Raw genomic sequence first — 18521 nt, forward strand, 5'->3', positions numbered from 1 at the left:
TCGTTCTCAGTTGCAGTCGTGGTTCCCGAATTCCATGTGACGCCGGTGCTTTTTCCGGGCGGGGTGATCATTGCGGCGACGTGGTTTTCGCGCAGTGCGGATTCCGACCCACCCCTGAAGGAGTAACAACATGGCTACTGGCACCGTGAAGTGGTTCAACGCGGAAAAGGGCTTCGGCTTCATCGAGCAGGACGGTGGCGGCGCCGACGTGTTCGCCCACTACTCGAACATCTCTGCCCAGGGCTTCCGTGAGCTGCTCGAGGGCCAGAAGGTGAGCTTCGACATCGCGCAGGGCCAGAAGGGCCCGACGGCCGAGAACATCGTCCTCGCCTGACGCTTGCGCGCATTTCGTACGCGCATTTCGTAGCTGGGGCCCGCATCCTTCGGGGTGCGGGCCCCAGCTGCATACGTTTTTCCTCTCTGTATTACGTCTGCATTCGGCTCGTTCTTGCAATTCTTGCTGCCAGTTTCCGGGGCCGAGCGGGGATTCCTTGATATGTGCCGCATCCCTCAAGGAAGGTTCCGCATGAACCGCACACGTCCCACCCACCGGTTCCGTTCGTCGGCCCCGAGCCGTCGGCCCGCCGCACGCCAGGGCGAGTTCGCGCTGCCCGAGACGATCACCCCGGCGCTGCCGGCCGTGGCGAGTTTCGCCGACCTCGACATGCCCGCCGGGCTGCTGGGCGCGCTCGGGTCGGAGGGCGTCACCGTGCCGTTCCCCATCCAGGCCGCGACGCTGCCGAACTCCCTCGCCGGGCGTGACGTACTCGGCCGCGGACGCACCGGCTCCGGCAAGACCCTCGCCTTCGGGCTGGCCCTGCTGGCCCGTACCGCCGGGCAGCGCGCCGAGGCCCGGCAGCCGCTGGGGCTGGTCCTGGTACCGACGCGGGAACTGGCGCAGCAGGTCACCGACGCGCTCACGCCGTACGCCCGGGCGGTGCGGCTGCGGCTGGCCACCGTCGTGGGAGGGATGCCGATCGGCAGGCAGGCGAGTGCGCTGCGCGGCGGTGCCGAGGTCGTCGTCGCCACCCCCGGACGCCTCAAGGACCTCATCGAGCGCGGCGACTGCCGGCTGGACCAGGTCGCCGTCACCGTCCTGGACGAGGCGGACCAGATGGCCGACATGGGCTTCATGCCGCAGGTCACCGCCCTGCTCGACCAGGTACGCCCGGACGGTCAGCGCATGCTGTTCTCCGCCACCCTCGACCGCAACGTCGACCTGCTCGTACGCCGTTACCTGAGCGATCCCGTCGTGCACTCCGTCGATCCGTCGGCCGGGGCGGTCACGACGATGGAGCATCACGTCCTGCACGTCCACGGCGCCGACAAGCACGCGGCCACCACCGAGATCGCCGCGCGCGACGGCCGCGTGATCATGTTCCTGGACACCAAGCACGCCGTCGACCACCTCACCACGCACCTGCTGAACAGCGGGGTACGGGCCGCCGCCCTGCACGGCGGCAAGTCGCAGCCGCAGCGCACCCGTACGCTGGCGCAGTTCAAGACCGGGCACGTCACCGTGCTGGTGGCGACCAACGTGGCCGCGCGCGGCATCCACGTCGACAGCCTCGACCTGGTGGTCAACGTGGACCCGCCGACCGACCACAAGGACTACCTGCACCGCGGCGGCCGTACGGCCCGGGCCGGTGAGTCCGGCAGTGTCGTCACCCTGGTCACCCCGCATCAGCGGCGCGCCATGAGCCGTCTGATGGCGACGGCCGGCATCGTTCCGCAGACCACCCAGGTCCGGGCCGGCACGGAGGCCCTGCACCGGATCACCGGCGCCCAGGCGCCCTCCGGCGTCCCGGTCGTCATCACCGCGCCGGCGGCACCCGAACGCCCCAAGCGCGGTTCCGGTTCACGCGGCCGGCGCCGCCCGGCCTCGGCGGCCCGGCGCGCGTCGTCCGCACGACGGTCGGCTCCGGGCGCGGCGGCCTAGCAGCGCCTTGGCGCTGTGGCGCTGTGGCGCTGCAATGCCGTAGCGCTGCAATGCCGTAGCGCTGTAGCGCCGTCGCGCCGTAGTTCGGGAAGCCGATCCATCTCTCCAGGAGGCACCTTTTGACGCTGGTCCAGACGCATTCCCCCACGCCGTGCGCCGACGCCGGACGCCGGACGGCCGCCGATGCCATGGACGGGGCCGGGCCGCAGGTGTGGGACGACATGACCGTCGAGGTGGCCCTGTCCGTCATGGCCGCCGCCCGTACGGGGCACCTCGTCGTGCGGGACGAGGACGGCCGGTTCACGGACCTGGTCTCCCGGGCACGGCTGACCGCCGTACGGGACGGCCGCGGCTACACGGACCGGGTCCGTCTGCGGGACGTCGTCGTCGAGGGCGCGCCCTTCGCCTCGCCGCTGAGCACCGTGGCCGAGGCCGAGCGGGCGATGCGGGACCGGCGGCTGGGAGCCCTGCCCGTGGTCGACGAAGACGGCAACGCCCTGGGCGTCCTCGCCCTCACCCGCTGAGGCGGTCGCTGCTGAGGCGGCTCGCCCCCGAGGCCTCTCGCCGCTGAGACCGCTCCCCCGGTGAGGTGCCCGACCGGTCCCGCGTCAGGCGTCCGTCCTGCGGCCGGCTCCGGTCTCACCGCGGCGCAGTTCCTCGTTGATACGCCGGGCCTCTTCGAGCTGGTCCTCCAGGATGATGATGCGGCAGGCCGCCTCGATGGCGGTGCCCTGGTCGACCATCTCGCGGGCGCGCGCGGCGATGCGCAGCTGGTAGCGGGAGTAACGACGGTGCCCGCCCTCCGAGCGCAGCGGCGTGATCAGCCGGGCTTCGCCGAGGGCGCGCAGGAAGGCCGGTGTGGTGCCGAGCATCTCCGCCGCCCGTCCCATGGTGTAGGCGGGGTAGTCGTCGTCGTCGATTCGGTCGAGCGGTGTGTCTGCGGTCATCTGCACCTCTGAGGGACCTGTACGGGCGTTCGGTGGGGGCATGCGTCGAGGGGCCTTGGTGCCGTACGGCACCAAGGCCCCGAGGGATTTGTAACACCACCGGCCGGGTTACTGCGGTACCGGCCTGCCTTTTGCGTGCGTGACCGTGGGACCACCTTCCGTTCCGGGGCCGGCTTCTCGGTAGTACTGCGGTCCTGCGTGCGTACTGCATGCGGGCAGTTCGTGTCTGCCACGCCTCCCTGACTTCTGGCTACAGCACATACGCTAGCCCTGCGAGCGACGAATGTCTACAGCGGACGATGCAGGTTTTCTGGACCACGACGATCAGTGATTCGGGGAAGTTTCCGAATGATTCGCCGTCGCAGCGAGGTCTTCGAGGGGTAACTCGTCAGTCGGTCGCGGTCCTTCCCTGCGAGTCCCTGTTCACTCACCCCCGTTGGCAGCGGCCGGACAGGCGCCCCGGCGGGCATCGAATGTTTCGAAGCCGCTACCGAAACTATTGACAGTTGACGAGGCACCTCAACACTGCCCGCCATGGACACCACACCCGCACACCCGACGCACCGCAGACACCGCTTCCGGTTGTTCGTCAGCGCCCTGTGCGCCGCCGTGCTGGCCGCCGTGGCCGCGCCCGGCACCGCGCACGCCGACACGGTCGTCACCACGAACCAGACCGGCACGGACAACGGGTACTACTACTCCTTCTGGACCGACGCCCAGGGCACCGTCTCCATGAACCTCGGCTCCGGCGGCAACTACAGCACCAGCTGGCGCAACACCGGCAACTTCGTCGCCGGGAAGGGATGGAGCAACGGCGGGCGGCGGAGCGTGACCTACTCGGGCACCTTCAACCCCTCCGGCAACGCCTACCTGGCGCTCTACGGATGGACGTCGAACCCGCTCGTCGAGTACTACATCGTCGACAACTGGGGGACGTACCGGCCCACGGGGACCTTCATGGGGACCGTCAGCAGTGACGGCGGTACGTACGACATCTACAAGACGACGCGGTACAACGCCCCGTCCGTCGAGGGCACACGCACCTTCGACCAGTACTGGAGCGTCCGGCAGTCCAAGCGGACCGGCGGGACCATCACCACCGGCAACCACTTCGACGCCTGGGCCCGGGCCGGCATGCCCCTCGGCAGCTTCAACTACTACATGATCATGGCGACCGAGGGCTACCAGAGCAGCGGCAGCTCGAACATCACCGTGGGGGGAACGGGCTCGGGCGGAGGTGGCGGAGGCGGGGGCGGCACCGGGTGCAGTGCCACGCTGTCCGCCGGGCAGCAGTGGAGCGACCGGTACAACCTCGACGTCGCCGTCTCCGGAAGCAGCGACTGGACCGTCACCATGAAGATCCCCTCACCCGCCAAGGTGCTCTCCACCTGGAACACCAGCGCGAGCTACCCCGACGCCCAGACCCTCACCGCCCGCCCGAACGGCAACGGCAACACCTTCGGCGTCACCATCCAGCACAACGGCAACTGGACCTGGCCCACCGTCTCGTGCAGCACCGGCTGAGGGGGACCTCGATGAGCAGCAGACCGTACCTCTCCCGTGCCCTGCGTTCCGTGCGTTCCCTGGTGACCGGGCTCGTCGTCGTCGCGACGGCCGCCGCGGCCACCCTCACCGCCCAGGCCGCTGCCCAGGCCACCGCCGTTCCGGTACAGGCCGCGGCCTGTACCGGGTACGTCGGGCTGACCTTCGACGACGGCCCGTCCGGCAGCACGCCCGCCCTGCTCGACACGCTCCGGCAGAACGGACTGCGGGCCACCATGTTCAACCAGGGCCAGTACGCCGCCGCCAACCCGGCCCAGGTCAAGGCGCAGGTCGACGCCGGTATGTGGGTCGGCAACCACAGCTACACCCATCCGCACCTGACCCAGCTCAGCCAGGCCCAGGTCGACTCCGAGCTGGCCCGGACCCAGCAGGCGATCGCCGGCGCGGGCGGCGGGACGCCGGTCCTGTTCCGGCCGCCGTACGGCGAGACCAACGCGACCGTGCGGTCGGTGGCGGCCAAGTACGGGCTGACCGAGGTCATCTGGGACGTCGACTCGCAGGACTGGAACGGCGCCAGCACCGACGCCATCGTCCAGGCGGCGGGCCGGCTCACCAACGGTCAGGTCATTCTCATGCACGACTGGTCCGCCAACACGCGCGCGGCGATTCCCCGGATCGCCCAGAACCTCGCCGCCCGCGGGCTGTGCGCCGGGATGATCTCCCCGCAGACCGGCCGCGCCGTGGCACCGTCCGACAGCGGGGGCGGAGGTGGTGGAGGCGGGGGCGGCACCGGGTGCAGTGCCACGCTGTCCGCCGGGCAGCAGTGGAGCGACCGGTACAACCTCGACGTCGCCGTCTCCGGAAGCAGCGACTGGACCGTCACCATGAAGATCCCCTCACCCGCCAAGGTGCTCTCCACCTGGAACACCAGCGCGAGCTACCCCGACGCCCAGACCCTCACCGCCCGCCCGAACGGCAACGGCAACACCTTCGGCGTCACCATCCAGCACAACGGCAACTGGACCTGGCCCACCGTTTCCTGCGCGGTCGGCTGATCTGCATCCCCGCGACCTCGGCCCCTTCCCCGGCCGCCGTCTCCGCTGCTCTTCTTCGGCGGCTGGGGTACGGGCGGCCCATGGCCGTGACCGGGGCCGGGAGCGGCCCTCGCAGCGGACGGCGTGACCCCTCCCGGGCACGGGCCGAGCCCCCTCGGCAAGGTCGGCGCGCTGGTCGAGAGGGCTCCGCGGGCGTACGGGCGCGGCTACTGCTTGACCGACGCCACGAAGGCCGACCAGGCGTTCGAGGGGAAGGCCAGCGCCGGGCCGGCCGGGACCTTGGAGTCGCGTACCAGCATCGCCGTCACGACGGGGGACTTCACCTCGACGCAGGCGCCGTTGCCTCCGGAGTAGGAGGACTTGGTCCATGCGTCGGTGGCGCCCTGGAGAATTGCCATGTTCTGCTCCGATTACGAGTTCTGATCGTTGGCGCGATCGACGCTACTCGCCGTCCTCCTCAAACGGAGCAGCCGTTCACCCGACCGGATGGCATATTCCAGGTGAGTCTCCAGTTCAGGGCTCCAGGGGTGTAAGATCCCCGCCGCTTCACGGGTCGAGGCTCAGCGGGCGTACTCCTTCGCCACGTCCTCGATGCGTCGGCGGGACTCGTCCACGTTCAGCGCCTGCGCCCTCAAGTGCTCGTACATCACCGTGTACTTCTGCACATCGTGCGCCTTCTCCAGGTACAGGTCGCTGGTCACACCCTCGATGTAGACCACGCTGGAGTCGGCGGCGTCGGCGAACTCCAGGATCGAGTACTGGCCGTTGACCCCGGGGTGCGCGCCGACGTCGAACGGCAGCACCTGCACCGTGATGTGGGGCTGCTGCGACATCTCCGCGACGTGCTCCAACTGCTCGCGCATCACCTGGCGGTTGCCGACGACGCGGCGCAGAGACGCCTCGTCCAGGACCACCCACAGCCGCAACGGACCGTTCTCGGAGGTGATGCGCTCCTGCCGCCGTATGCGGACGTTCACCCGTTTCTCGACGTCGGCGGCGGGGGTCTCCGGCAGTGCGCCCTGGATGAGCGCCTCGGCGTACGTACGGGTCTGGAGCAGGCCGGTGATGATCTGCGGTTCGTAGACCCGCAGCGACTCCGCGTCGGTCTCCAGGCCGATGTAGACGCTGTACGGGATGTCGCCGAAGGCGTGCCACCAGCCCTGCTGGCGGGAGTCCTTCGCCATCTGCATCAGCGAATCGACGATGCGCTGGTCCTCGACCTCGTAGACCCCGCACAGGTCCCGGACGTCACGCTGGCTGATGCTGCGCCGGCCGTTCTCCAGGCGGCTGATCTTGGACTGCGACACCAGCAGCCGCTCCGCCACCTCCTCGGCCGTCATGCCCTTCACCTCGCGGAGCCGGCGCAGTTCCTGGCCGAGCCGGCGCCGCCGGACGGTGGGATTCACATTGGACGCCACGGGACGTGCACCTCCGGCTGCGTGCCTCGTACTCAGTACTTGACTTGCCACTTTGCGTATCTGCTGTTGAGCAGACTGCCACCAAGGTGCTTGCTACCGCTGGGAAACGGCCGATATGCGCCGCGTACACGCCAGTTCGGAAGGCCACCCGTGCGCGCGGCGGAACGCGCATGCGGCCGCGCGGGGCGGCGGGACCGGGTCGTCGTCCGGACGTCGGTCCCGTCGCCCCGCGCGGCCAGCGGCTCCCGGACCGGTCTCGGGGACTGTCGTGCGGCGGCTCGGGGTGCGGGTGGTGCGAGTGGTGCAAGGTGGTGCCTGTGATGCCTGTGGTGCCTGTGGTGCAGGTGGTGCGGTGGTGCTCGGGTGTCTCGTGGTGGTGCGGTGGCGCGGTGGTGCTGTCGTGCGGGTGCGTGCCCGGCTCAGTGGGCCGCGGCGCGCGCCATGGGGCCACGGCGCGGTTGCGCCGGAACGCCACGGGCCGGTTCCGCTACGGGCCTGGCTCCGGGGGCGGCCTGGCGGCCGGCCGGGGCCGGGCTGCGGCGCGGCTGGGCCGCGACGCCGTTCTGGACGTCCATCACGGCGTGTGCCACGAGGCCGCCCATCGGGTCGTGCCGGATCAGGTCCCGGAGGCGGGAGCGGGAGGACCGCCCCTCGTTCCCGGGATAGAGGTGCTTGCCGAGTCCGACCGCGTGCGCCAGCGCGGCGAGCGCCGCGGTCCGCGGGTCCGGCGGTACGCCGGTGCGGATCGCGGAGTCCAGCCGGGCCCTGATCTCCCGGCTGATCGCCGTGTCCGTCGCCTGGTAGCGCGTCGTCGGCAGCACCCCGCACATCTGGCCCGCCACGGCATGCACCATGCCGCACCGCTCCAGATGCGAGAGGTACGTCTGGCGGAGCCCCAGCCGGGGTCCGCCGATCCAGTGGACGGCCCGTACCGGAGCGCCGCGCCTTCGCAGCAGCTCCAACGCGCAGTCCAAGGTCGGATCTCCAGTCGGCCGTGGTGCCACCACGGCGATACGATCCCCGTCTGGGGCTATCCGTCCGGCCAGCGCCAGCTCGACGAGCTGCGCTCCGGCCAGACCGAGGTCGAGCGACTGCGGCTGCGCAGTGGTACCCGTGGCCGGGTCCAGTGCCAGCAGCAGAAGCTCCTCCGGAAGTGTTCTGCGGCTCCTGCCCATCCATGCCTCCCCGCGTGGATGACAGACAGGGTGACCCCTCTCACATTGGTCTGTCGAGGGTGCGTGACCGCTTCGTAAGGGAACCGGCAGGTATGTCGTTCTCGTCTACCGCTTCGGTCAAGCCCGTACACAGGACACTGGTACATGGTTCGGACAGCGCCTGAGGGCGGGGTCCCGGGCGGCGGTTCACGGTTCGGTACGCGCACGCGGGGCGTGCGGCGCATGGAGGAGGCATCGGTGGCGGGCGAGTCCCCCGACAGGTCGAAGCAGCGCGAGTCGTCGGCAGAACGGACGTCGGGGAGCGTGGGTCCGGTTCCCGAGGCCCGGACGGAGGCCGACGAGGCGCGTGATCCGCGGCTGGCGGTGGCGCGGGAGTCGGAGACACGGAGCGCCTCGGCGGGCGGTGGCGTCGATACGGCGACGCGGACGCGGACGGCCAGGGAGGCCGAGGCGGACTCGGGCACGGGCACGGGCACGGGCACGGCTACGGAGACCGGTTCGGGAACCGGCACCGGCACCGGCACCGACCCGGAGGCGGGCTCGGTCGCGGGCGCGGAGGCCGAGAGCACCTCGGACACCTCGGACACCTCGGACACCGCGGACGGTGACGGGCGGCTGCGGAACGCGATGGCCTCCTGGGTGCGGCCGGCGGCTTCCGAGGCGGAGGCGACGGATGCCGGTGCCGGGGACCCGGACGCCGGGAGCGCGGCCGACGGCGGGCAGGATGCCCAGGAGGGCGAGGAAGACGCCCAGGAGGCCCTCAGGGCGCCCGAGGGCGCCGACGACCGCCCCGGGGCGGGCTCCGGCGCGTCCGAGGGCGCACAGGGGCGTGCGGAGGGCCCCGAGGCGGCCGGTTCCGCCGAGGACGCCACGGACACCACGGACACCACGGACGCCGGCGACACCGGCGACACCGACGGCACGGATGACACCGACGGCTCCGGCGGCTCGGGCGGCTCCGACGACACCCCGTCCAAGTCCGCCGACGCCGAGGCCCCCGACACCGACGCGAACGCAAACACCGGCGTCGACGGCAAGGGCGAGTCCCCCGACCAGCCCACCGCCGTCTTCAAGGCCCCCCGCCCCGCCGCACCCCCCGTCGACCAGCCCACCACCATGCTGAAGCTGGGCGGCGCCCCGAAGGAGACCAAGGAGACCAAGGAGAGCAAGGAGACCAAGGAGCCCAAGGAGCCCGCGGCAAAGGGCCCGGACAAGAGCGAGTCCCCCGCCGAGCGGACCAGCAAGTTCGTCGCGCTCAAGCCGCTGGACGACCCGGCGGTCCGCAAGCCGTCGCAGGCCGGCCCGCAGGCCGGCCCGGAGACTCCGGCCCCCGCTCCCGCTCCCACCCCCGCCCCCGCCCCCGCCGCCGAGGGCTTCGAGCGCACCCGTCAGCAGCCGCTGCCGCCGAAGCCGCCGCTGGACCTGCTGGCGGAGCTGACCAACACCCCGCCGCCACCGGAGACGCCGCTGCGCACGGCCTGGCGGCGGGTCAAGATCTGGACGCCGCTGGTCCTGCTGCTGGTGATCGTTTTCGCGGTCGTACAGGCCGTGCGCCCGCTGCCCGCCCCCACCCTCCAGCTGACCGCGCAGGAGACCGTCTCCTTCGGGGGCGACGAGCCCTCCATGCCGTGGCCCACCCAGGGACAGGCGGCCATGGACGTCAACGGCATCGGCAGCTTCGGCACGTCCGGCGACCAGAAGCCGGTCCCGATCGCCAGCATCGCCAAGGTCATGACCGTCTACCTGATCCTGCGCGACCACCCGCTGAAGACGGGTGAGAAGGGCCCGGAGATCCCGGTCGACGCGGCCGCGCAGCAGCACTACGAGACCGGCAAGGCCGAGAACGAGTCGGTGGTGAAGGTCACCGAGGGCCAGAAGATCACCGAGTACGAGGCGCTGCAGGCGGTCATGCTGCCGTCCGCCAACAACATCGCCAAGCTGCTGGCCCGCTGGGACACCGGCAGCAGCTCCGAGGACGAGTTCGTCGCGAAGATGAACAAGACCGCCGAGGAGCTGGGGATGAAGAACACCACGTACACCGACCCCAGCGGCCTGGACAAGACGACCGTCTCCACCGCCGAGGACCTGGTGAAGCTGGGCCGCGCCGCGATGGAGGACCCGGTCTTCAAGGAGATCTCCCGGCAGCCCAGCTACGTCGACCTCAACGGCGACCAGCAGAACAACTTCTTCGGGCTCGTCCCGACCGTGGCCATCGGCATCAAGACCGGCACCACCACCGCGGCGGGCGGCAACATCCTCTTCGCCGCGGAGAAGACCGTCGGCGGCAAGACCCAGACGATCATCGGCGCGGCCCTCGGCCAGTTCGGGCAGAACGGCACCGCCAACATCGACGAGGTCACCGCCGTCGTGCGGGGGCTGATCGAGGCGGGGCAGGACGCGCTCACCGCGAAGACCATAGTGAAGAAGGGCGAGGTCGTCGGGCAGGTCGACGACGGTCTGGGCGGTACGACCCCGGTGGTCGCCACCAAGGACGTCTCCGCCGTGGGCTGGTCGGGGCTGACCGTGAAGCTGGAGCTGGACGAGCCGAGCGACAGTTCGGTGCCGCACACGGCGAAGGCCGGCACCGAGGTGGGCACGCTCACCGTGGGCGACGGCAAGAGCAGCACCGTCAAGGTGCCGGTCGCCCTCGGGGAGGACCTCGCGGAGCCCGCCTTCGCGAACAGGCTGACGCGCGTCTCCTGAAGCGACGCGGCCCGCCCTCGGACGAGGACGGGCCGCGTGCGGCGTACGGCGGCGCGGGGCGTCGCCGTACGCCGCGGCCGGCGTCAGCGTTCCGTCTCCTCGCACTCCAGCGGCTTCTCGCGGGACGGCCCGCCGTACAGGGAGCTGATCCGCACGTCTCCGGCTTCCTGGACGGTCAGCCGGGTGAACTCCCCCTCGGCGGTCAGGCAGCCGTTGTCCGCCCACAGCCAGGGGGAGTGGGCGATGCGGACGGTGACCGTGCCGGGCCGCGGCATGTGGACGACGAGGTTGGCGCCGTCGGAACTCACCACCGAGGCGGGCGCGTCGACGAGCGGGGTGGCGTCCTTCACCCGGTAGATCTTCCAGTTGGCGTCCTGCCACACGAGGTCCAGGTACTCCGGTTCACGGCTCACCAGCGCGTGCTCCAGCTCCGCGGGGCCGTCCGGCTCGCCGTTGACGAGGACGACGAAGCCCACGGCCCACTCGGAGAGCCAGGCGCGGTAGGCCCGGGAGGTGAAGGTGCCCTCGGGCACCTCGGTCCCGCCGTGTCCCTCGTAGAAGAGACGGCCGCGCTCCACGTCGGCCTGGCGGTTCCAGCCGCGGGCCATGTTGACGTACGGCGCGAGGATGGCGGCCTCGCGGTGGTCGCGGGCCGGTACCACCTCGACCCTCGTCCGCCAGGCGTCGAGGCGTTCCAGCTCGTTGACGACGCCGTCGGTCTTGACGGCCCACTCGGGCACCTTGGTGTTGGTGACTATGTCGGCGGTCGTCTTGCCGGACAGCCAGATCAGGGACAGGCCGAGGGCCACCGTGCAGCCCACTCTGCGCCACCGGGGCGTGAGCCGGCCCAGCGCGCGCAGGGCGGACGGCGCGCCGTCCCCGTCCGGCTCGCCGTCCCACCGGTACATCACGACGGCGAGCAGGGCGGCGGGCGCCGCCAGTTCCGTGAGCCGCTCGACGTTCGTGCCGATCGGCGACGCGATCAGGTAGCAGAGGACCACTCCGAGGGCGTAGACGGCGGCGCCGTACCGCAGCAGCCGCCAGGCGGTCGGCGCCGCCAGGACGACCACCGCGCACAGCAGGACGGGCGGCCAGATCCGCCCGAGCGCCATGGGCTGCTCGCCCTCGAACGGGAAGAGCAGCGTGGTCGTGGCGACCACGACGACCGGCGGCAGGAGGAGGGCGAGGGCGCGGCCCCACTCGCGCGTCAGGAGGTAGGCGGCTCCCACGACGACGAGGAACAGGCCGGCGACCGGGCTGCCCATCGTGGCCAGCGTCGTGGTCAGCGCGGCCGCCGTGAGGTAGCGGCCGCCGCGCCCGCTGACCACCGCGAGCACGGCGCCCATGGCGAAGGCGGTGCCGAGCATGAAGGTGGAGCGTCCGGACACCACCTGGCACCACAGCGAGAACATCACCGCCAGCGCGGGCCACAGCGGCTTGCGCACTCCCGTGCGCTGGACCAGCGCACCGGCGCACCACGACGCCGCGAGCCCCGACAGCAGGGTGACGGGCACCACGCCGAGGGCGGCCATCAGGTACGGCGATATGACGCTGTAGTTCGCCGTGTGCAGTCCGCCGTACCAGAACAGGTTGTAGGCGTAGCCCGGATACATCCTCGCGAACTCGGCCCAGGCGACCTGCGCCGCCAGGTCGCCGCCGCCGGTCGCGAAGACCGCACCCCACACGCCGTACAACGGCAGGGAACACGCCAGGACGATGAGGGGGACGCGGTGGCGCTCGTACCAGGTCGGCGGATCCTGCGTGGACTTGTCGCGCAGCACGGGGTGGTGCGGGCTCAGCTCGGCGAAAGCCACTGCGGCTATCCATTCGTGTGTGATTCGTACGGGACGTCTCGCTTCCCGTAGACGCTAATCGACCACCACTCGGTTGGCCGCAGGGGCCTCCGGGCCCGCCGGTCCGGCCCGCCGCCGGCGCTCCGGTGACGGGCTTCCCGCCCGCAACCCGACCCATGGTTCACATCAATGAACGCGGGTCATCAAGCCGAACCTTTTTACCTCCTCTTGACTCTTCGCTTCCTTGTCATGCCCACCGCACCGCACTCACGATGAGCGGGCCGTTCACCATGCGGAACAACCACCCTGGAAGGGGGGACATGAACGGTCTCGACTGGGCCGTGCTCATCGGCTACTTCGCCGTGATGGTCGCCATCGGCGTCTGGTCGCACAAGCGCGTGGACAGCGTCAGCGACTTCTTCACGGCGGGCGGCAAGATGCCCTGGTGGCTCTCCGGCATCTCCCACCACATGTCGGGCTACAGCGCGGTGATGTTCACCGGCTACGCGGGCATCGCCTACACCTACGGGGTCACGTCCTTCGTGACCTGGTCCTTCCCCATCGCGCTCGGCATCGCCATCGGGTCGAAGCTGTTCGCGCCCCGGATCAACCGGCTCCGCTCCCGGCTCCATGTGGCCTCCCCGCTGGAGTACCTGAAGAACCGGTACAACCTGCCGACCCAGCAGGCCCTGGCCTGGTCCGGCATGCTGCTGAAGATCGTGGACGTCGGCGCGAAGTGGGCGGCCATCGCCACGCTGCTCTCGGTCTTCACCGGCATCTCCCTCAACCAGGGCATCCTGATCACGGGTGTGATCACCGGCATCTACTGCACGATCGGCGGCCTGTGGGCCGACGCGCTGACCGAACTGGGCCAGTTCATCATCCAGTTGCTGGCCGGCGTCGCGATGTTCGTGGCGGTCGTCATGGAACTCGGCGACCACGGCGGCTTCTTCGGCGTCTGGGACGAGCCCGCCCTCCAGGGCCACGAGAAACCGCTGGTCGGCCCGTACGGGACGGTCTTCCTCCTCGCCTTCCTCTTCATCAAGCTCTTCGAGTACAACGGCGGCATGCTCAACCAGGCGCAGCGCTACATGGCGACCCGTGACGCCCACGAGGCGGAGCGGTCGGCGCGGCTGTCCGCGATCCTGTGGCTGGTGTGGCCGCTGGTGCTGTTCTTCCCGATGTGGATGTCGCCGCTGCTGGTCGAGTCGCAGAAACCGGACGGCTCCGACTCCTACGCCCTGATGACCGAACAGCTCCTCCCGCACGGTCTGCTCGGCCTGGTCATCGTCGGCTTCTTCTCGCACACCATGGCCATGTGCTCCTCGGACGCCAACGCCATCGCCGCCGTCTTCACCCGGGACGTGGCGCCGGTGCTGTCGGCCCGGGCACGGGGGTGGAACCAGCGGTCCGGGCTGCTGGCCGCCCGGGTGACGACCGTCGTCTTCCTCGCCCTGTCCATGGCGGTGGCCACCCAGGTCAACTCCCCCACCTTCAAGGACATCATCACCGTCGTGATCAAGTGGGTGGCCGGGCTCATGGGCCCGATCGCCATCCCGATGATGCTCGGTCTGCTGCGGCCCTTCCGCCGCTCGGGCCCGACGGCGGCGCTCACCAGCTGGGGGCTCGGTCTGCTGGCGTTCTGGCTGGTCAACTACCCGATCAACTGGAACGTGGAGGGTGGCGTACCGCTCCAGTACCAGGTGTCCATCCCGCTGGCCGTCTCCCTGGTGCTGTACGTCCTGATCGGCTTCCTCAAGCCGGAGGACACCCCGGAACGGCTCGCGATCATCGAGACCGTGAACACCGACGGGGACGGGTCCGCCGGAGCGGCGGCGGCCGTGCCGGCCCCGGCGGGCGGGGTGGACGACGCCCTCGGGTCCCGGCCCCGTATCAAGGACTGATCCGGCCGCGTACAGGGACCGGTCCGCACAGGGACCGGTCCGCACAGGGCGAGGGCCCCGCTTCCGAGACGGAAGCGGGGCCCTCGCCCTGACGCTGTCGCCGTGCTCAGCCGCGCAGCACGCGGCCCTGCTTGTCGGTGCGGTCGCTGCTCGTCAGGAAGAGGATTCCGTCGATCAGCGCCCAGATGCCGAGGCCACCGCAGGTGAGCAGCTGGGCGACGCCCACGCCGACCGAGCCGACGTAGAAACGGCCGATGCCGAGGCCGCCGAGGAAGATCTGGAGGAGGCCCGCCACGATCTTGGACTTGTCCGAGTACGGGCGCCCCTTGGGGTCGACACCGTAGGGAGCCTCGGGGGTGGGGACGGTCATGAGTTGCTGCTCCTGAGGTTTCCACGAGACACCGGAACGGGGTGTTCCGGCGCCCAGGAGGCACGCCGGTACGCGAGCGAGTCGTCGCATCCGCAGCCGTGTTCCGATCACGCCCGTGCGCGCGTTCCCGCCGCACCGGCCGTCCCCCCTGTGAGCCGTGAGCATAGGGAGACGCATGAGGTCGGCGGGAGTGGGGTAGGACTATCGTTTTGGTTCTGTGACCAACGTCGATGCCGACGCCTACCCGGGCTGAACGACGTTGCGTACGACCGTCCAGGCGACGGCGACGGTCAGGATCAGCGCCTGGGCCGGCCGGCCGGTCCGGGGCTGCCAGCGCCGGCCCCGCAGCCCCTCCCAGGCCCAACGGCCCAGCAACGCCAGGGCGAAGGGCGAGGCGAGCAGCAGGAGCCTGTTGTCCGCCCAGGCCGCCGCGAAGTGGCCGTGCATCAGGTCGTACACCATGCGGGTGCCGCCGCAGGCGGGGCAGAGCAAGCCGGTGACGAGGCGGAACGGGCACTGCGGCAGGAGGTGGCCCGGCTCGTGCGGGTTGGTGGTGTAGAGGTACGCGGCACCGGCCGCCCCCGCCGCCAGGACGGCGAGGGGGGCGAGGGCGGCGTTCCGGCGCACCACGTCAGCCACCGCGCAGGACCCGGCCGTTGGAGTCGGTGGTGTTGTCGCTGGTCAGCATGATGATGCCGTCGATCAGCGCCCAGATGCCGAGGCCGCCGCAGGTGAAGAGCTGGGCGAGCCCCAGGCCGACGTGGCCGATGTAGAAGCGGCCGACGCCGAGGGTGCCGAGCATGAGCTGGAGCACACCGGCGATGATCTTCGACTTCTCGGAGTAGGGACGGCCGAACTGGTCGTACCCGTACGGGGCGTTGGGGTCGCCGGTGTAACCGGGCTGACCGGGATAGCCGGGGCCGGGGTAACCGGGGTAGCCGCCGCCCGGCGGGGGCGGGTAGCCGCCCTGCGGGTAGCCCTGCTGGGCGTAGCCGGCCTGCTGGTGACCGGCCTGCTGGTAACCGGGCTGCTGGTAACCGGGCTGCTGCTGGTGGCCCTGGTAGGGGCCGCCCTGCGGAGCGCCCTGCGGTCCCGCCTGCGGATCGCCCGGGTACGCCCCCGGCCCCGGGTACCCGTAGCCGGGCTGCTGCGGCTGCTGCGGTGGTTGCGGCTGCTGCGGCGGCTGAGGCGGCTGGGGTGGTTGCTGCGGCTGGGGCGGCTGCTGGGGCTGTTCGGACATGGTGGTGCTCTCCCCCGGGGCGATCCGTGAGTGTGGTGGACATCGTGCGTGTGACGATGTGATCAATGTGATGACCGCAGTCATCTTGCAGGAGTGAACGGCCCCCTGGAAAGCCGGGCCGGACCGGTCAGGCCCTCGGGTAACGGGCCAGCCAGCCCGGGGCGGAGCCCGCCGGGCCGTGCAGGGCCGGTCCCTGGGTCATCTCCATGGCGAAGTCGTCGGCCAGTTCGAGGATCGTGGGGCGTCCCTCCAGTTCGGCCAGCCAGGCCGGCGGGAGCGCCGTCTCGCCGTGCAGCGCGCCCAGCAGACCGCCGGCGAGGGCGCCCGTGGCCGCCGACGAACCTCCGTGGTTGACGGCGAGCCGCAGTCCGTGCCGGACGTCCTCGCCCACCAGCGCGCAGTAGACGGCGGCGGCCACCACCCCCTCCGCCGTGCCCGCACCGCTCAGTTCGGTCACCCGCGCGGGGGTCGGCAGCCCCTGGCGCACCGCGCCGAGCGCGTGCTGCAACGCGTCCGACACGGGCGGGTGGCCGGGCCGGGCTGCGAGCAACGCGAGCGCGCGCTGTACGGCGCCGTCCAGGCTGTCGCCCCGGGTCACCCCGTGCACGACCACGGCGTACGCGCCCGCCGCCAGACGGCCCGTGGGGTGGCCGTGGGTCTGCGCGGCGCACTCCACGGCGAGTTGGAGGACGAGTTGCGGCTCCCAGCCGACCAGCAGCCCGAACGGCGCGGAGCGGGCGGCGGCCTCGGCGCCGCGCTCGGCGGGGTTCTTCGGCGCGTCCGGCGTGCCCATCGTCGTGTCGCCGAACCCGAGCAGCAGCGACCGGGGCGGGTCCCGCCGGGCGTACAGCCACTCCTCGCGTGCCAGCCAGCCGTCCTCCTTGCGGCGCTCGTCCGGTCCCCAGTCGCGCTGGGTGGCGAGCCAGCGGCGGTACGCGCGGTGCAGGTCGGTCGGCGGGTGCCAGGCGCCGGTGTCCCGGCGGACCTGGGCCCGGATCAGCCCGTCGACGGAGAACAGGGTGAGCTGGGTGAGGTGCGTGACGGCACCGCGTCGGCCGTAGGCGGCGGCGAGGTCCCCGAGCCCTTCGGCGCCGTACGTCTCCCGGATCTCCGCCAGCCCCATCCCGTCGACGGGTGCGCCCAGCGCGTCCCCCACGGCGGTGCCGAGCAGGGCGCCGCGCACCCGGCTCCGGAAGTCCTGCTGCTCGACACGCCCCCAGACGGCACCGGTCGTCGCGCCCACCCAGGCCTCCCCGGTCATCGTCTGTACGTACGACGCCCAGCACTGTAATCGAACGGAGACGGGGTTCAGGGTGGGAAACGTGGAGAGGTGTTCACGGGCAGCGACCGAGCGTTCCGTCGTCGTCCGGCGCTTCCGCGAGGGCGAGTGGGGCAGGGTGGTGACATGACAACCACCACCTCACGCACGCTGCCGCTCGCCGCGACCGTCCTCACCGGAACCGTCGCCCTCTACATGGCACTTGTCGCCTTCGGCAACATCACCGACTTCGGCACCAATCAGCAGTTCGTCCGGCACGTGCTGGCGATGGACACCACGTTCAAGGACGAGGACCTGATGTGGCGGGCGATCACCACGCGGTGGATACAGGACACCGCGTACGTACTGATCATCGTCTGGGAGACGGCCGCCGCCCTCGTACTGGTCTACGGGACCTGGCTGTGGGCGCGGCGCGATCACGTACGGGCGCGGAGATTCTCCGTCCACGGGCTGCTGATGGTGATGCTGCTCTTCGGGGCCGGGTTCATCGGCATCGGCGGCGAGTGGTTCGCCATGTGGCAGTCCGGGGACTGGAACGGGCTGGACGCGGCGACCCGGGTCTTCCTGCTCAGCGGGATCGTGCTGCTCGTCGACCACTTCGCGGGGAACGAGAACGGGGTCACTTCACCACGGTGACCGTCGTCCCCTTCGTGCCGAACTTCCACAGCGCGTCGCCGTCCGCCTTGTGCAGCCGTACGCCTCCGGTCTTGGCACCGGAGGCGGCCGGCGGGGGCGAGGAGCCGTCGACGGCGTTGGAGAAGCCGACGGATATGCCGTCCGCGAGGGCGAAGTAGACGATGTTCTCGACCTCGACCCCGTCGGAACCGGTCGTCGCCTCGGTCCGGCTGCCGATGGTGTAGCTGCCCGGATCGGGGCTGACCGTGCCGGGCCAGACGGTGAAGGTGCGCCGGGTGGCGTCGCTGGCGTCGACCAGCCAGACCCGCTTGTCGCCGAGTGCGTAGACGATGCGCCGCCCGGTGCCGGAGCCGTCCGGCACGGCGGGCGGCGCCGACTCCTCGGGGGAGGGCTCGGCGGACGCCGAGGCCGAGGCGGTGGGCCGGGCGGCCGCCGTGGTGGCGGTCGGGTGCGGCCCGCTGTCCGCCTGTACGGCCAGGGCGGCCACCGCCACGACCGCGCCCGCGGTCAGACCGGTGACCCACGCCCACGAAGGCAGTCGGGCAGGCACGGGCAGGCA

General features: G+C 71.1%; 18 protein-coding genes. 8 read left to right on the plus strand and 10 right to left on the minus strand.

All coding sequences use genetic code 11. From position 1 onward, the window contains the following. Positions 1 to 130: 130 nt before the first annotated feature. From ACIQR3_RS11385 to ACIQR3_RS11395, 3 genes are all read left to right on the plus strand, one after another. Positions 131 to 334, plus strand: a complete 204-nt coding sequence (locus ACIQR3_RS11385; protein ID WP_073934532.1) for a cold-shock protein — start codon at positions 131 to 133, stop codon at positions 332 to 334. Between the two features lie 192 nt (positions 335 to 526). Further along, positions 527 to 1939 carry a DEAD/DEAH box helicase gene (locus ACIQR3_RS11390; RefSeq protein ID WP_403537349.1) on the plus strand — a complete coding sequence of 471 codons (1413 nt, stop codon included), beginning with the start codon at positions 527 to 529 and terminating at the stop codon, positions 1937 to 1939. A 119-nt stretch (positions 1940 to 2058) separates the two neighbouring features. After that, positions 2059 to 2463 carry a CBS domain-containing protein gene (locus ACIQR3_RS11395; protein ID WP_403537351.1) on the plus strand — a complete coding sequence of 135 codons (405 nt, stop codon included), beginning with the start codon at positions 2059 to 2061 and terminating at the stop codon, positions 2461 to 2463. Positions 2464 to 2547: 84 nt separating this feature from the next. Here ACIQR3_RS11395 and ACIQR3_RS11400 read toward each other — a convergent pair whose 3' ends face one another. Next, positions 2548 to 2886, minus strand: a complete 339-nt coding sequence (locus tag ACIQR3_RS11400; protein ID WP_403537352.1) for a MerR family transcriptional regulator — start codon at positions 2884 to 2886, stop codon at positions 2548 to 2550. A gap of 534 nt (positions 2887 to 3420) precedes the next feature. Here ACIQR3_RS11400 and ACIQR3_RS11405 point away from each other — a divergent pair. Both ACIQR3_RS11405 and ACIQR3_RS11410 read left to right on the plus strand, forming a co-directional pair. Next, positions 3421 to 4410, plus strand: a complete 990-nt coding sequence (locus ACIQR3_RS11405) for a glycoside hydrolase family 11 protein (protein ID WP_403537354.1) — start codon at positions 3421 to 3423, stop codon at positions 4408 to 4410. A gap of 11 nt (positions 4411 to 4421) precedes the next feature. Continuing rightward, entirely contained in the window at positions 4422 to 5444 is a 1023-nt protein-coding gene (locus ACIQR3_RS11410; protein ID WP_403537356.1) for a polysaccharide deacetylase family protein, read from the plus strand. A 206-nt stretch (positions 5445 to 5650) separates the two neighbouring features. Here ACIQR3_RS11410 and ACIQR3_RS11415 read toward each other — a convergent pair whose 3' ends face one another. The 3 genes from ACIQR3_RS11415 to ACIQR3_RS11425 all read right to left on the minus strand — a co-directional run bounded on the left by ACIQR3_RS11415 (position 5651) and on the right by ACIQR3_RS11425 (position 8037). After that, a complete protein-coding gene (locus tag ACIQR3_RS11415) occupies positions 5651 to 5842 on the minus strand; it encodes a DUF397 domain-containing protein (RefSeq protein ID WP_403537357.1) in 192 nt (63 codons plus the stop codon). Positions 5843 to 6004: 162 nt separating this feature from the next. Further along, the gene (locus tag ACIQR3_RS11420; RefSeq protein ID WP_403537359.1) at positions 6005 to 6862 is read right to left on the minus strand and encodes a helix-turn-helix domain-containing protein; all 858 of its coding nucleotides are present in this window, start codon (positions 6860 to 6862) and stop codon (positions 6005 to 6007) included. A 419-nt stretch (positions 6863 to 7281) separates the two neighbouring features. Continuing rightward, positions 7282 to 8037: a GPP34 family phosphoprotein gene (locus tag ACIQR3_RS11425; protein WP_403537361.1), complete on the minus strand. Its 756-nt coding sequence runs from the start codon at positions 8035 to 8037 to the stop codon at positions 7282 to 7284. Positions 8038 to 8340: 303 nt separating this feature from the next. Between ACIQR3_RS11425 and ACIQR3_RS11430 the strand changes: the two genes are divergently transcribed. After that, positions 8341 to 10740, plus strand: a complete 2400-nt coding sequence (locus tag ACIQR3_RS11430; RefSeq protein WP_403537363.1) for a D-alanyl-D-alanine carboxypeptidase — start codon at positions 8341 to 8343, stop codon at positions 10738 to 10740. A gap of 83 nt (positions 10741 to 10823) precedes the next feature. On the opposite strand, the gene ACIQR3_RS11435 is transcribed toward ACIQR3_RS11430, so the two are convergent. Further along, positions 10824 to 12458, minus strand: coding sequence for a hypothetical protein (locus ACIQR3_RS11435; protein WP_403537791.1), 1635 nt, complete (start codon positions 12456 to 12458; stop codon positions 10824 to 10826). Between the two features lie 395 nt (positions 12459 to 12853). Between ACIQR3_RS11435 and ACIQR3_RS11440 the strand changes: the two genes are divergently transcribed. Then, positions 12854 to 14437: a sodium:solute symporter family protein gene (locus ACIQR3_RS11440; RefSeq protein WP_403537365.1), complete on the plus strand. Its 1584-nt coding sequence runs from the start codon at positions 12854 to 12856 to the stop codon at positions 14435 to 14437. Between the two features lie 106 nt (positions 14438 to 14543). Here the strand turns inward: ACIQR3_RS11440 and ACIQR3_RS11445 are convergent, their stop codons facing one another. The 4 genes from ACIQR3_RS11445 to ACIQR3_RS11460 form a co-directional block, all read right to left on the minus strand. After that, complete coding sequence (locus tag ACIQR3_RS11445) at positions 14544 to 14807, minus strand: TM2 domain-containing protein (protein WP_215173649.1); 264 nt, start codon at positions 14805 to 14807, stop codon at positions 14544 to 14546. A gap of 240 nt (positions 14808 to 15047) precedes the next feature. Then, positions 15048 to 15437: a DUF2752 domain-containing protein gene (locus tag ACIQR3_RS11450; RefSeq protein WP_403537367.1), complete on the minus strand. Its 390-nt coding sequence runs from the start codon at positions 15435 to 15437 to the stop codon at positions 15048 to 15050. A 1-nt stretch (position 15438) separates the two neighbouring features. Beyond that, positions 15439 to 16047: a TM2 domain-containing protein gene (locus ACIQR3_RS11455; RefSeq protein ID WP_403537368.1), complete on the minus strand. Its 609-nt coding sequence runs from the start codon at positions 16045 to 16047 to the stop codon at positions 15439 to 15441. 127 nt (positions 16048 to 16174) lie between these two features. After that, the gene (locus tag ACIQR3_RS11460) at positions 16175 to 17290 is read right to left on the minus strand and encodes an ADP-ribosylglycohydrolase family protein (RefSeq protein WP_403537793.1); all 1116 of its coding nucleotides are present in this window, start codon (positions 17288 to 17290) and stop codon (positions 16175 to 16177) included. A 162-nt stretch (positions 17291 to 17452) separates the two neighbouring features. Between ACIQR3_RS11460 and ACIQR3_RS11465 the strand changes: the two genes are divergently transcribed. Beyond that, the gene (locus ACIQR3_RS11465) at positions 17453 to 17962 is read left to right on the plus strand and encodes a DUF2165 domain-containing protein (RefSeq protein ID WP_403537369.1); all 510 of its coding nucleotides are present in this window, start codon (positions 17453 to 17455) and stop codon (positions 17960 to 17962) included. On the opposite strand, the gene ACIQR3_RS11470 is transcribed toward ACIQR3_RS11465, so the two are convergent. Further along, complete coding sequence (locus ACIQR3_RS11470; protein ID WP_403537371.1) at positions 17946 to 18512, minus strand: hypothetical protein; 567 nt, start codon at positions 18510 to 18512, stop codon at positions 17946 to 17948. The genes ACIQR3_RS11465 and ACIQR3_RS11470 overlap by 17 nt on opposite strands. Positions 18513 to 18521 lie beyond the last annotated feature (9 nt).

It is taken from the genome of Streptomyces sp. NPDC090994, from assembly GCF_044768905.1.
Lineage (GTDB): Bacteria > Actinomycetota > Actinomycetes > Streptomycetales > Streptomycetaceae > Streptomyces.

Excerpts from the sequence above, each read along its gene's own strand:
- ACIQR3_RS11390 (WP_403537349.1), top strand. The coding sequence starts at position 527 with ATGAACCGCACACGTCCCACCCACCGGTTCCGTTCGTCGGCCCCGAGC.
- ACIQR3_RS11445 (WP_215173649.1), bottom strand. The coding sequence starts at position 14,807 with ATGACCGTCCCCACCCCCGAGGCTCCCTACGGTGTCGACCCCAAGGGG.
- ACIQR3_RS11400 (WP_403537352.1), bottom strand. The coding sequence starts at position 2,886 with ATGACCGCAGACACACCGCTCGACCGAATCGACGACGACGACTACCCC.
- ACIQR3_RS11455 (WP_403537368.1), bottom strand. The coding sequence starts at position 16,047 with ATGTCCGAACAGCCCCAGCAGCCGCCCCAGCCGCAGCAACCACCCCAG.
- ACIQR3_RS11405 (WP_403537354.1), top strand. The coding sequence starts at position 3,421 with ATGGACACCACACCCGCACACCCGACGCACCGCAGACACCGCTTCCGG.
- ACIQR3_RS11465 (WP_403537369.1), top strand. The coding sequence starts at position 17,453 with ATGACAACCACCACCTCACGCACGCTGCCGCTCGCCGCGACCGTCCTC.
- ACIQR3_RS11385 (WP_073934532.1), top strand. The coding sequence starts at position 131 with ATGGCTACTGGCACCGTGAAGTGGTTCAACGCGGAAAAGGGCTTCGGC.
- ACIQR3_RS11415 (WP_403537357.1), bottom strand. The coding sequence starts at position 5,842 with ATGGCAATTCTCCAGGGCGCCACCGACGCATGGACCAAGTCCTCCTAC.
- ACIQR3_RS11425 (WP_403537361.1), bottom strand. The coding sequence starts at position 8,037 with ATGGGCAGGAGCCGCAGAACACTTCCGGAGGAGCTTCTGCTGCTGGCA.
- ACIQR3_RS11410 (WP_403537356.1), top strand. The coding sequence starts at position 4,422 with ATGAGCAGCAGACCGTACCTCTCCCGTGCCCTGCGTTCCGTGCGTTCC.
- ACIQR3_RS11440 (WP_403537365.1), top strand. The coding sequence starts at position 12,854 with ATGAACGGTCTCGACTGGGCCGTGCTCATCGGCTACTTCGCCGTGATG.